We start from the raw sequence: 14,324 nt of genomic DNA on the forward strand, positions 1-14,324 counted from the left end.
CAATGTGGCAACGGATCAAACGCTGGTTGTCTCCCGCATCGCAATTACCTGAACAATGGCGAGCAACGCTCTGGGGAGAGTTGCCGCTATTGTCGATAGATTGTGAGCTGACCGGACTGGATTATAAGCAGGCAGATATTTTGTCGATCGGCTGGGTAAAGGCGCAGGGGTATAGTATTGATTTGCAGAATAGTTTCTATGAGATCATTTCAACCAAACGCTCGCTGGATCAGAGTCCAGTCATTCACGGGCTGACCGACAAGGAAATCAAGCAGGGCAAAAAGCTTAAACCTGTGCTGGAGCAATTATTGGGTTTTGCCTCGACGCATGTGTGGGTTTTTCATCATACTTTTCTGGATCTCAGCGTGTTACAGCGAGTGTGTAACACGCTACAAATACCTTGGCCAACGGTGGTTACCATCGACACCATGCAACTGGCTCGCTACGAAATGAAACGCAAACATCAGGTTGTGCCACCCGACAGTGCCACTTTGCAGGTGAGCCGTCAGCGCCACCAATTACCTGAAGCACCTGCACACAATGCACTGGATGACGCCATGGCCACGGTGGAATTGCTGTTTGCACAAATGCAGACATTAGATCCAAAAAGCGAATTGTGTCTGGCCGACTTTTTTCATACCGGTGCAATTAGAGTGTTTCCCTGTTCTGAACCGGCTAAGGCCTGATCTGAATCGTATTCCGTTATTCTTTCAATAACGGGTGATCTTGCGGTAACTGTTTGGCAATCCACAATGCCAGTTTATGTTTCATATTCAGCAGGTTTTCCTGATCGGCAGCCAGCGGCTGGATCATTTTCTGATGCACTAACAGGCGATACAGAGCTTCGACTTTTTGATTGGCCGAATCGGTAGGAGAGAACTTGTTATAGCCCAGGTTATGCGCATAACGTTCGCCAATCTCGATAGCTTTTTTCAATAGTGCGGCTTCATTTTTAAGCTTTTTCATCTCTGGCCTATTTTCATCCGGTATTTGAATAAAGACATGATAGCGAAAGATAGAATAATAATCTCGACTGGATAGTTTTAGTATGTTTTAAATCAACCGCGCCTTTATTTATTTGCGGTGCCATATCCCGTTATATTGAAGGCCGAACAAATGTTGTGAAGTGCAGAAGGTAATTGATGAGCAACGCAAAAAGCCTAGTTATCTTGGTCATTTTTCTCAGCTCTTGTATGACAGTGAAAAACAAAGTCGTCAATACTGAGCTGCCCGCGCCGATTTCTTTGATATCAGACGTTTATTTACCCCCTAATTATAATCCCCATCATATTGGTGAATATCCGGTTGTTTACTTTATCAATGAAGCTCCACTAAAAGTGGAAAACAAGCGAAAGCTGAAAAATAAGCTGGACAAAATGATTGCGTCCCAAGTGATTGAGGCGGTTGTTGTTGCCTTCGTCAGTCAAGAGGCAGTCGATATCTCAGATCGGGAAAAGCTTGAGCATCTGTTTGAATATGTGGGATCAACTTATGCAGTCTCTCGTAGCCGAGACAGACGATACTTAATAGGGGGTCATCAAAGCATACTCAGAGCATTACAAGTACCTTCGTTATTTAAAGCCGTCGCTATGCATGAATTCTCAGGGACTTGTGATGCTCAACGGTGGAATGAAAGGAGTTTGACCGATATGGTCGATATCTATGCTAAACAAGGGTATCGGCTACCGGTCTATATCATTGCGGGGGAAGAGCAATGTATCCATGAAAGCACGCTAGCCAGTGGAACTATCCAGACGAATTCGACAATACAGCTATCGATAGATTTATATCAAAAACTACATAAATTGAATTTATTTGGTCTGTCTTTTGAAAAAGGCTCAACTGTTCCTGCCAGTCCTGCGGAATTGAGAATTATTGATGGCATGGATAGTGATAGTGCCTGGTTAGCCGGTGCAGAAGAAAGTCTTAAGTATTTACTGGGAGCTAACGAAAGTCAGTTGGTTAGTCCAACCTACGATGCGTCTCGTTATGATTCAACACAAACAGGAAAAGTGTTTCGCAGAGAACTCAAAGCCGGAAGCAACGCAAATCAGCAAAAATTACGATATAACGTTTATCTTCCTTTCAGTTACGATCCGTCTGACAAAACACGATACCCTGTTTTGTATCTACTGCATGGTAGTGGCGGGACGGAAGAGAGTTGGGATATGTTCTGGCCAATTCTGGATAAAATAATAGAGACTAAAATCATTCCTCCGCTAATTGCTGTTGCGCCAGTTAGCGGGAACAGTTACTGGGTTAACTCTCAAAGATATGGTGCGGTAGAGTCGGATATCATTCAACATCTTATTCCCGAGGTTGAACGTGATTATCACACAATCGATGATCGTTCCGGTCGTGGGCTGATAGGGTTTTCTATGGGAGGGTATGGAGTATTAAGGTACTCGTTAGTTTATCCCCAGTTATTTAGCACTGCGGTGTTGCTCAGTCCTGCTATTCAGCGTGACGATGCTCCTGCCACTTCTGGAGCCGTTTCTCGAGGTGCATTTGGTGAACCATTCAATTCGAGGGTATGGCACAATTTCAATTATCCAGTAGCGTTTCAGTCATATTGCCGTCAAATCTATAGGGTGCCGATGTTTATCATTGCAGGTGATGATGACTGGAATCATGTTAGTGAAAAAAGCGATCTTCCAGACAATGCCTACCGTTACAATATGGAGAAGCAGGTTGCTAATTTATACAGTTTGTTGCATCAGCCAGTTTCAGATAAAAAGTATATACCGTTGAGTCGGGCAGAACTAAGAATTGTAAATGGTGGACATGATATTGACGTATGGGCAAGCGGTTTTGAGCAAGGCCTCAGGTATATGTTTGCCAATGGAATGTCGGTACCAAATGGAAATCTTCAGGGTGGATTGTCACGATAAGACCGTTTTACATAACTTTTTGATTGTTAGCGGATGTGGATAGCCAATATTTTTATTTGATTAGATCTGATATTGATGATTTTGTTTTGTTCCAACACTTTTCATCTGCTATAGAACTCCCCTTCATTGTGTCTGTTAGACTCGCTTTTTAACAATATTTAAGACCCTAAGAAGTAACTTTATCTTGGTTTTGAAGATACCTTCGGGTGATTTTGTTTGCTAATTGGGTGGCGTATATTTTTCGGGAGAAACAAATTTTTAACATAAAGTTTACGGTCTGACGTGTCGTATTGCGGATTGTCGCTTCGGGCCTACTAACTTGTTTCCTGTTAAGTAGATAACACCCAATTAAGAGGCTAAGAAATGCATAATAAAAAAATGACAACACTATCTGCGATCGTTATTGCTAACATGGCTATGGTGCCATTGCTGACCAGCACTTCACTGGCAGCGCAAGAGCAAGACAATGCGACACCTTCTTCCAATAAAGAACAACGCGCCAAGGATGAAGCTAGTGTAGAGAAGATCATTGTGACAGGGGCAAGACGCCCTAAAGCAGCAAACAAGATACCTGGCGCAATCAGCGTGATTTCTCAGGAAGAGGTCGGACGCAATTTGTCACTGACTTCCGATGCAACTTCGTTACTAACCCGAACTATACCGGGCTATTCCGAGTCTACTCAACAAATGTCAAACTCAGGTGAAACCTTACGTGGTCGGGTCGCATTGCGACTATTTGATGGTGTTCCACAAGGATCGCCGTTACGTGAAGGAAATCGGGCCGGTATTTTTACCGATATGGGAATTATCGAACGTATTGAAGTCATTAACGGTCCTTCTGCTTCGGAAGGCGTGGGTGCGGCAGGGGGGATCATCAACTACATTTCGCGAACTCCTAAAGTAAAGGGAACTGAAGTGACATTATCATCCCAATATAGAACCCAGTTTGAGGATGATAGTGAAAGCTGGAGATTGGGTTTTAATGTTGCTCATCTGAATGATAATTACGATTTGCTTCTTGCCGCGTCTTTTTCTGATACCGGTATTGGCTACGACGCTGACGGACGCCGAATTGGCTTGGGTACGAGTGGTTCAGCAATGGATTCTGAATCGGATAACCTGTTTGTCAAGCTGGGTACCAACTTTGGTGAACAGGATGAACAACGTCTCGAATTATCGCTCAGTCGTTTCAATATCAGTGGTAAGGGAAATTATGTATTGGTTGATGGTGACAGGGAAACAGGGTTAAGCAGTACATCTGAACCAGGTCGTCCTTTGGGCGCGCGTGCAAGTTTTAATGATTTTAGCCAACAGAGTTTGACATACACGCATGATGACTTGCTGGGTGGTGCACTTTGGATTCAGTACTACCGGGCGGATCAGGGCATGCGTTATGAAGCGGAAAATAGCATTGATAAACAGGATCCGCTTATCGCGCCAATACCCCTGGATGAAAATGGCTTGCCAATCGGAGACTTTCCGCTAATTGACCAGTCAGAAATTCATTCTGATAAAGAAGGATTCCGATCTGCCTGGACACGCATAGATATTCTTGGAGTTGAAGACTTGGAACTACAAGTGGGACTGGATGTTGTCAAAGACACGGCGCAACAAATGCTGGCCCTGACTAACCGTATTTGGGTTCCACCAATGGAATACACCAGTAAAACACCCTTTATGCAACTTTCCTACGATATAGGTGATTTCACTTTAACCGGAGGGGTGCGTAGAGAGGACGGAGAGCTCCACGTTGATGACTATACTACTACCTGGTATCGAGATCGTCGTGAAGTGCAGGGAGGAACTCTTGATTATAAAGAGACAATGACGAACCTTGGCGCAATTTGGCGGGTTAGTAGCCAGTTATCGGTTTATGTGTCTACAGCCGAAGGTTTTACGCTGCCAAATGTGGGCATACCACTACGTAATATCAGTTGTTCAAATGATACTAACGAAGGAGATGTGCCCTTTGGAGGAACCCAGCCTGACGGTTGTCCGAATGATGATCCGATTTCGGTTGACGGTATTCTTGATTTGCAACCTATTGTCGTCAAAAACAAGGAAGTTGGATTTAACTGGAATGGCGAGCGAGCAAACTTTGGTGCTTCATACTATCGATCTGATTCCGAGTTTGGTGTGAGCTTGAGGGTTGATCCGGAAACGGAAGATTACATTATGTTGCGCAGACCGACGGAAATTAGCGGTTATGAAGTGACGACCGGTTATAGGTTAACTGACGCTATCAAAGTTGATGCGATTTACTCTCATACTGAAGGCAAAACGCGTACCGGTGATACTGGGCCACTGGATAGAGAAATGGGAATACGTGATATTGGTCCTGATAAACTGGTGTTGACGGCGAATTGGCAGTTTTCAGATTATGGCAAAGTGGTGCTGGGTGCTCGTACCGTCTTCGACAGCGACATCAATGAAGGCAAGGACGGAGAGGAGCATATTAACGGATATACGCTTTTTGATCTCAACGCAAACTACAAGCTGGATAATGCTATTTTCAGTTTGGGAATTGACAACTTACTGGACAAGTCTTATTTCCTGAGTCATTCGCAAGTTGATCAATGGCGCAATTATTTTAAAGGTCAAGGACGCATATTTAGTGTTGGATATACATTGAAATTTTAGATCCTTAAATGTACCTAAGGCCTTACCTACCGACGTCCGGGGATAAGGCCTGCTATCATCATATATCCGAGATTCAATCATTAGGTTACTCCTGTGCAACAAGGAGTGTGTACTGCCATATAAAAAGAGTTTTTATGACTTCAAAAGATTATCGTATCCCAGCGCCCAGACCAAAAATTGCAGAATTTGAGCAGCCCCATACGCTACCTATACATCTACCTACTCCCGGTGAAACGCCACCTTGGCCATTCCATACTATTGGTCAATGGAAAGTTGATGTTAACGGTAGTGTTGAGGCGTGGCGCCATGGTTTCAAAATCTGGCGGCGAGAGCATCTTATCAGAATGGGGTATGACGATTCACAATACCGTCGTCAAGAGTTGCAGTGGTCTCAAAGTAATTATGTACATACTCAAATGATGGTTGAGGATCGTTTTTTTTACGATCCGGTATTAAGACAATATACGGTAGATAAATATCTTGATGACCTGGAAGTGCGTTTTGGGGGGATTGATAGTGTCCTGCTCTGGTATATCTACCCGAATATAGGAATTGATGATCGCAGTCAGCACGATTTGGTGAACTCGCTGCCTGGTGGTGTCGAGGGATTAAAACAGGTTGTCTCGGATTTTCATCGGCGTAACGTCAGGGTGTTTTTACCAACTATGCCTTGGGACAATGGGACTCGGGATAATGGTAAAACAGACTGGCAGGCGTTGACCGAACTAGCCGCTGAGGTGAATGCCGATGGCATTAATGGGGATACTTATTTTAGCGTTCCCCGGGCATTTCGAGATGCCTCGGATCAAATTGGCCATCCGGTTGTATTGCAGCCTGAAACCTGGCCGTTATCAGATGAAGCGCTAATGTGGAACAACCAAAGTTGGGGGAAAGCTTCTACCAGTGTTGTTCCTGCGGTCAGCAAACTTAAGTGGCTTGAGCCAAGACATTTGACCAATGTAGAAAATCGTTGGGCAAGAAACCGAACGGACGACTTTCATTATATATTTTTTAATGGTCACGGCTATAACGCCTGGGAAAACATCTGGGGGATTTGGAATCAGCTAACACCAAGAGATGCTGAGACGTTACGTCGAATTGCAACCATTTTCCGCCAATTTTCACAGCTTCTTGTCAGCCCGGATTGGCAGCCATATTTTGCCACGTTGCAACAGGGGGTTTTTGCTACCTGTTTTCCGAAAGAGTATTTGTCGCTATGGACAATAGTGAATCGCAATGAATATGAGATAACGGGTGAGCAACTAGTGATTAATCATCATGCAGGGACAGGTTATTTCGATCTCTGGAACGGAGTTGAGCTTCAACCCAGATTCGATTCGGATAATGCAGTACTGAGTTTCAATATGGAATCCAAGGGATATGGCTGTGTCTTAGCGATAAAAGAGGGTGGTTGTGTTGAGGATTTGGCCAACTTCTTACAACACATGAAAAAATTGACTGCGATTCCACTCCAGGACTATTCGGGAGCCTGGAAAGCATTACCTCAGGAGATGGTTGAGATCGAACTGACAGAACCTGTAAAGGACGCGCCGGACGGTATGATAGCTATTCCGTCCGGACAATTTGATTTTAAAGTTGGAGGAATCGAAATAGAAGGGTACATGTGGGCAGGACTCGATTTTCAATACCCCTGGGAGAGTCTGCCCAGGCGCGCGCATTATCATCATATGAAAATCTCCAGCTTTTTTATAGACAAATACCCTGTCACTAATACCGACTACTACCAATTTATTCTGGCTACAGGTTATTACCCTGACGATGATCATAATTTCCTCAAGGACTGGGTTGACGGGCGACCGCGCAAGGGGTGGGAAAACAAACCTGTCACCTGGGTTTCCATCGAAGACGCCAGAGCTTATGCAAGTTGGGCAAACAAACGATTACCCAATGAATGGGAATGGCAATATGCTGCACAAGGGGATGACGGCCGTTTGTTTCCTTGGGGAAATAGCTGGGATGCGGAAGCCGTACCGGAAATCAACACCCGTAGGCACCTGGTTGCCCCTGATGATGTTGATGCCCATCCGAATGGTGCCAGTCCATTTGGTGTAATGGATATGGTGGGTAATATCTGGCAATGGACTAACGAGTTTATCGACAAGCATACGCGGGCAGCGTCATTGCGCGGTGGTTCATCTTACCAGCCGGCAACATCACATTGGTACTTTCCTCAAGCGTATCAGCTGGATCAACACGGCAAGTATTTATTAATGGCACCCTGTAAAGATCGTTCAGGAATGCTTGGTTTTCGCTGTATTGTTGACCGAATCACTGGGTGATGAGGCAAAGAGCGTGTGGGAAGATACAAAATGTATTGTTGGATAAAAGCGCCACGGGATTTATTCCTGCTACAAAGTCATTCAAACTTTGAGCAAAAGGGAAGTCGGTTAAATGACGGAGCATCTGTCCATATAAAAGGGTAAGTAACCCTTAATATTATTTTCTGATAAATATTAACTGACGTTTGCCCGGTGCTTTCATTGGACTAAATTGAGGAGTTTTATGAATTCTAAACTGGAACATTCCTTACCAAACGAAGTTGGCTCAAGCGGGCCACTTGGTGGTATTCAAGTTCTGGATTTAAGTGCTTATATCGCGGGACCTTATGGTTGCGCACTATTGGCAGATCAAGGAGCAGATGTATTAAAAATTGAACCTCCGTCAGGTGATAATTTAAGAAAGTATCCGTCAACTCTTGAAGCAGAAAACAGGGCTTTTCTGGGTATTAACCGTAACAAACGTGGTCTGGTTCTCAATCTTAAGAGTGCTGAAGGGCATGCGATACTGATGAAGCTGCTAAAAAAGGCAGATGTGTTGGTACACAATTTCCGGCCTGGTGTTCCTGAGCGTTTGGGGATCGATTTTGAAACCGTTAGCCTGATTAATCCAAAGCTCATTTATTGTGCGGTAACAGGTTACGGTGAAACAGGGCCGATGAAGGGTAAGGCCGGTTATGATCAGGTATTACAAGCGATGAGTGGTATGTGTTCTATGCAAGGGGAACGGGGTGGTGCACCAGAAATACTCTATGGTTCAGTGGTAGATTATTACGCGGCTGCCTTGGTGGCAGCCGGGACCGCATCGGCTCTATATGAACGTGAACGTAGTGGCTTAGGACAATATGTCGGTGTGTCGCTTCTTCGCAGTGCGGTGACTATGCAGTCGGCAAGACTTGTCTGGGCCGAAGGCGAACCAGCAGATATTGGGCGAGACTTTCGTTCGGGAGGTATTACCGGAATTCATCCAACAAAAGAAGGTTATCTATACCTGTCTGCGAATACACCGCACTTTTGGTCTGCGCTCTGCCAGAAAATGAATCTGCCCGAACTGTCCAAAAGTGAACGCTATAACAGTATCCGTAAAAGAGCTCGGTATGCTGACGAAATTGTGCCGTTACTCAGAAATGCTCTTGAAACAAAAACCGCGCTGGAATGGGAGGCTCTTTTTGGTGACGAGGTACCTTGTGCGGCTGCCCGACATATTGAAGATATATTTAAGAATGAACAGGTTATGGCTGAGGATATGGTAATGACATTTGATCATCCATTGGTTGGTAAATATCAGGGAATGACCCGCTCAATTAAATTTGGCCGTACGCCTGGCCCCAGACCTTTTGCTGCACCTGTTTTTGGTCAACATTCTGATACAGTGCTTGAACAACTTGGTTTTTCTGACGAGGAACGACAGGAACTGCGTGATAAGGATATTGTTAAATAAAACATGTTTTATTGGTGAGTGAGTACCGGCGGGAAGGAGCTTGCTCGAAGTAATGACTAAGGAAACCCCGTGATTATCCGATATTTGGACCCTGTGGAAAGATTAGAATTCGAAATTATTCAACTTACCGAAGAAGGCCGTAATCCTGACGGACTAATAAAAACATTCCGTCAAATTCAAAATTTGCCGGAATCGCAGGCCCGTCAGCAGTCCCAGCAATTACTCATTGAGTTGATGCACAAAAATAAGCCAGTGGACAATCTGTCATTGGCAGAACCAGATGAATTGAATGCAATTCAAGCAGTTGCACCAAAATCCTCTGTCAATAACGCCATACTCAATCCTGTTAATGAAGACATTCTCTATGACCGTATTCTTGGAGGTTGGTTAGGGCGATCGGCGGGATGCCTGCTTGGCAAGCCTGTGGAACGATATCCGCGGCCGGCGCTACGTGAAATGCTTGAAGCTGGTGGAAATTGGCCACTCAATCATTATTGGACACAGCATGGTATGCCGGATCACATCCTGAAAAAATACCCCTGGAAAAGACGGGGTGGCTTAGCCAGTTTGCGTGAGAATATTCAGTGCATGCCAGAGGATGATGATCTTAATTACACTATGCTGAATTTGTCTGTGTATGAGTCTAAAGGTGAACACTTTAGTAGTGAAGACTTGGGGGCGGCTTGGCTAGCCAAGTTGCCGGTAAATGAAACTTTTACCGCCGAGCGAGTCACCTATTTCAATTTACTATCAGGTCTTGATGCTCCGGACACTGGTTTATATATGAATCCTTTCCGTGAATGGATTGGCGCGCAGATTAGAGCTGATTTCTGGGGGTACATTAGTCCGGGCAATCCTGATAAGGCTGCCGAATTTGCCTGGCGCGATGCTCGGTTAAGTCATTCACGTAACGGGATTTATGGCGAAATATTTTTTGCGGCTCTGATTGCGGCAGCTTTTTATGAGTCAAATATACGGACTTTGGTCCTTGGCGCTTTATCCTATGTTCCGGCTGAGTCCCGTTTTGCCAGAGCAATTAATACGGTTTTACAGTTACCGATAGAACATATGCACTGGGAACAGGTTGTAGATAGCATTTACCATCACTTTGGTAAATACCACTGGGTGCATACCATTAATAATGCTGCGCTGACAGTTGCTGCTTTATTGGCAGGTAACGGCGATCTGGAAACAACTATCTGCAATGTTGTAATGGGGGGCTGGGATACTGACAGTAATGGCGCTACAGCCGGTTCTGTTCTGGGAATCATCAATGGCGCTAACGCACTACCTAATAAATGGGTTGATCCGTTAAACAATAAAATACGCTCAAGTCTGGGGGGCTTTGATAATGCCCAATTTACTGACTTGGCGGCCAGAACGGTTGCTGCACTTAAATGCACGGCAGATGTTGATAAGCGCAATCTTGATCAGATAGACGATTTCTAATTCTGTGTATGCTTTGGGGCTGATTAGGTTCAATAGTGAACACGCAAGAATAAACAATAAGTAACGTTTGAAGATAGAGACAACCTATTTTGTTGAATATAGAAATGCCTTAAATTGCTCTCCGTAACTTGTTTTACAAAGATTTTGATAAAACCGGATACATCTGGTGGTCAGTCTCTTTTGTATATAAAACAAAAATGAATATATCTTTTCAGTAGAGGGTCAATATGCGCAGTAAGCTTTTCGTTCCTGGTGCTCGCCCAGAATTGTTTGTTAAAGCGTTAGCTGGGCCTGCCGATGCCATTTCCATTGATATGGAAGACTCCGTCATTGAGAGTAAAAAAGCGGATGTACGTCAAACGGTAAAGACTTTCTTGGCCTCACCGCAAGTTGCAGCTTGTTATAAGCCGGTAATCGTCCGATGCAACGGAATTAATACACACCATTTTGAAGATGATTTAAGCGCGGTTCTTCAACCCAACTTGAGTATGCTCAATTTACCCAAAATCGAATCAGCTAATGATGTGCTAGCTGCTGTCTCAATTATTGAAAAAGTCGAACAGGAAAATAGTATCAACAATCAGACATTGCTGTTGATTAACATTGAAACTCCCAAAGGGTTACGCAATGTCGCAGAAATTAGCTCATCGCATAAAAGAGTGACTGGTTTGCAATTGGGACTTAATGATCTTTTCGATTCTTCGGGCATCGCCAGAGACGATATGGCAAGCGCACATACTGTCATGCTAATGGTGCGAATGGCAGCGAGTGAAGCCGGAATAAAAGCCTATGATGGTGCGTTCCCTGATATAAGCAATATGCAAGGATTTCAGGCCGAAGCCGAAATGGCACGCCGTTTGGGCTATAGCGGGAAAAGCTGCATACACCCTAACCAGGTAGAATCAGTTAATCGTTTGTTTGTTCCTGATCTGGAAGATGTTGCGCTGGCTGAGCAAATAATTGCAGCGGCCAGCAAAGCCGAAGGAAATGGCGTAGGGGTTTTTACTGTCGAAGGTAAGATGGTTGATTTCCCTTCTATTTTACGAGCCAAATCAGTACTCGATGAGTATAAGCGTTTTCTAGATACGCAAAATCAGGCTTAGAGAGCGTTAACTATAAGTATCAGGATGCAGTAAATGAACCAGGTTATACCAGGCATACCGACAGCTAAACGTCAGCCATTCAGTTTTATCTATACAGGCCTTATTGCGCTATTGGTTTTGGTGATGATGAGTATGGGCGCAGAGGCTGAGAGTTTGGTTTCGGTTAAAACCGACAGGGTAAAGGGGTTACCTTCTGATGTAGCGATATCTGCAATCTGGCCGTACCAGGAGCAACTGGTGGCGCTTGGCCAAGATAACCTTTGGGTGTTTGATCAAGTTGCAAATTCATGGCAAAAAAACGATTTTGTTTTGCAAGGTGCTGTCAGTTCGGTTGTTTATAACAAAGACAATACCTATTTATTGATGGCGGATAATGCAGACGGGTTTATTAATAAAGTCGCGTCATTTACCTTGACAGATCAATCCCTTGCTCGCGATATTCCAACCTTACCTCAACCACTCCAGTCTGCGGCAGGGGCGGTACTGGATGAGCATTTATTTATCGTCGGGACATCAATAAAAGGAATTCCCCTTATGTATGGGCTGGATTTGTCTGTGCATGACTTAAGTTGGGAAACATATCCCGTCTGGCAACAGCAGGGTGACGAAATAGTCACTTCTGTCGTGGCACAAACAGATCGGTTGCAGGTGACTCTGGGAAGTTCAACCGGTAAGCGCGAATTTATGCAGCAATGGGACGTGAAAAATGGCTGGAATCGACGCGGTGAGGTACCTGGAGCTATTGTAGAGGGAACCGGTCGCCCTATAGGTCAGGGACATGTGCTTTACCTTACAGTGAGTCCGGATCATACCAAGACTAAAATGATGAGCTTCCATACGATTACTGGCTCTTGGGCAGAACTCGAACATTGGGACAATCATACAGTTTTGTTTGGTACTGGCTGGAAAGAAGGGATTCTATGGGTGGAACCTTCGAACAATTTAGGTGAAAGCCATCTGGCCTTCACACAGATTCAGTCGAGGCAGCACTTTTTAACCCTGGTAGACTGGATTGTTCTGGTGGTGTACCTGGCTTTGATGTTGGGGATAGGTTTATATTTCTACATGCAGCATGCGCAATCTTCCGAAGCAAATTTTTTCCTGGGGGGGCGTTCAATTCCATTTTGGGCGGCAGGTATTAGTCTTTATGCCTCAAATGCCAGCTCTATTAGTTACATAGCCGTGCCAGCCAAAGCATTTGCCACTAATTGGCAATATTTGATGAGTAACCTAATCGTTGTGTTTGGTTTAATGTTTGTCGCTGTCTGGATAGCTCCGTTGCTACGTCGGCTCAACCTTATCTCGGTATTTCATTATCTGGAAACGCGGTTTCATCCTTCTATCCGTTTGCTTTCCAGTATCTTGTTTGTTGTCTTCCAGTTGGGGGGCAGAATGACGGTTATTTTATATTTACCCTCATTGGCACTTTCAACGGTAACCGGTATAGACATTACCATGTGCATACTGGTTATGGGCTTTGTAACTATTTGTTATACGGTTCTTGGCGGGATGAAAGCGGTTATATGGACGGATGTATTGCAGTTGTTCGTTATGTTTGGAGGCACTATTTTTGCCATTGTGTTTATTTTGATGAAACTGGATGGTGGCACGGCCGAATTTATTTCCAGCGCAATGGCCGACAACAAATTCAAATTGATTGATCTGAGTTTTAACTTAACGGATGCAACTGTGTGGGGGTTTTTATTTTTGGTGTTTTTTGACACCGTCCTGACATTTCCAAAAGATCAAGTTCTGATGCAACGCGTGTTTTCGACTTCTTCCGACAAGCATGCAGGTCGGTCAATGTGGACTTTTTCAGCAATTGTAATACCCGGTAGTGCAATGTTTTTTTTAATTGGTACCGCTTTATATGTGTTCTACCAAGTTCATCCTGAACGGATGGACCCGTCGCTTTCGCTTGATGCAACTTTTCCGTTGTTTATTTCTGCTGAATTACCCGTTGGCATTACCGGTCTTATTATTGCTGGAATATTCGCGGCTGCAATGTCGACGTTGTCCAGCATCCTGAATAGTGTTGCTACTGTATCGACAGTCGATTTCTATGAAAAGAGATTCAAGAATAAGCTCGAAAAGCAGAATGTCCGGTTTGCCGAATTGGTCACTGTCGTCGCAGGCTTGATTGGTATAGGTCTGGCACTGCTGTTGGCAAGTTATAACGCTAACTCATTGCTTGATGTTGCATTGGAATTATGGGGCTTGTTGGGTGGTGGATTTGCCGGCGCCTATACATTAGGCATGTTTACCAGGAGGGCTAACTGGCAGGGTGTCGTCATTGGGGTAACCGTCAGTTTTATCGTGACATTTTTGTCTTGGTCGATTGATCTCGTCCACCCGTATTTTTATATGCCGCTATCTGTGTTCGTCTGTATTGTGGTTGGATATGCCGCAAGTTGGTTATTTCCGGCTGTGGAGCATCTTGATGGGTTAACTATTTATTCGGATAAGGCTAAATCCGAAAAGCATCTTATTAAGTCTTAGACGG

9 protein-coding genes are annotated in these 14,324 nt (G+C 44.4%); 8 read left to right on the forward strand and 1 reads right to left on the reverse strand.

Annotation, left to right across the window (positions count from 1 at the left end; genetic code table 11):
• The first annotated feature begins 2 nt into the window (after positions 1-2).
• Positions 3-686, forward strand: coding sequence for a 3'-5' exonuclease (locus V1467_RS00100; protein ID WP_416306780.1), 684 nt, complete (start codon positions 3-5; stop codon positions 684-686).
• 16 nt (positions 687-702) lie between these two features.
• Here the strand turns inward: V1467_RS00100 and V1467_RS00105 are convergent, their stop codons facing one another.
• Positions 703-966: a DUF5062 family protein gene (locus tag V1467_RS00105; RefSeq protein WP_416306781.1), complete on the reverse strand. Its 264-nt coding sequence runs from the start codon at positions 964-966 to the stop codon at positions 703-705.
• 176 nt (positions 967-1,142) lie between these two features.
• On the opposite strand from V1467_RS00105, the gene V1467_RS00110 reads away from it, so the two are divergent.
• The 7 genes from V1467_RS00110 (at position 1,143) to V1467_RS00140 (ending at position 14,320) form a co-directional block, all read left to right on the forward strand.
• Positions 1,143-2,891: an alpha/beta hydrolase-fold protein gene (locus V1467_RS00110; protein WP_416306782.1), complete on the forward strand. Its 1,749-nt coding sequence runs from the start codon at positions 1,143-1,145 to the stop codon at positions 2,889-2,891.
• 363 nt (positions 2,892-3,254) lie between these two features.
• A complete protein-coding gene (locus tag V1467_RS00115) occupies positions 3,255-5,531 on the forward strand; it encodes a TonB-dependent receptor (RefSeq protein WP_416306783.1) in 2,277 nt (758 codons plus the stop codon).
• Positions 5,532-5,665: 134 nt separating this feature from the next.
• The gene (locus V1467_RS00120) at positions 5,666-7,831 is read left to right on the forward strand and encodes a formylglycine-generating enzyme family protein (protein ID WP_416306784.1); all 2,166 of its coding nucleotides are present in this window, start codon (positions 5,666-5,668) and stop codon (positions 7,829-7,831) included.
• Positions 7,832-8,054: 223 nt separating this feature from the next.
• Positions 8,055-9,269 carry a CaiB/BaiF CoA transferase family protein gene (locus tag V1467_RS00125; RefSeq protein WP_416306785.1) on the forward strand — a complete coding sequence of 405 codons (1,215 nt, stop codon included), beginning with the start codon at positions 8,055-8,057 and terminating at the stop codon, positions 9,267-9,269.
• Positions 9,270-9,338: 69 nt separating this feature from the next.
• Positions 9,339-10,718, forward strand: coding sequence for an ADP-ribosylglycohydrolase family protein (locus V1467_RS00130; protein WP_416306786.1), 1,380 nt, complete (start codon positions 9,339-9,341; stop codon positions 10,716-10,718).
• Positions 10,719-10,945: 227 nt separating this feature from the next.
• Positions 10,946-11,821, forward strand: coding sequence for an HpcH/HpaI aldolase/citrate lyase family protein (locus V1467_RS00135; RefSeq protein WP_416306787.1), 876 nt, complete (start codon positions 10,946-10,948; stop codon positions 11,819-11,821).
• Positions 11,822-11,854: 33 nt separating this feature from the next.
• Positions 11,855-14,320, forward strand: a complete 2,466-nt coding sequence (locus V1467_RS00140; RefSeq protein ID WP_416306788.1) for a sodium:solute symporter — start codon at positions 11,855-11,857, stop codon at positions 14,318-14,320.
• Positions 14,321-14,324 lie beyond the last annotated feature (4 nt).

This window comes from Neptunicella plasticusilytica (assembly GCF_047922965.1).
Lineage (GTDB): Bacteria > Pseudomonadota > Gammaproteobacteria > Enterobacterales > Alteromonadaceae > Neptunicella > Neptunicella plasticusilytica.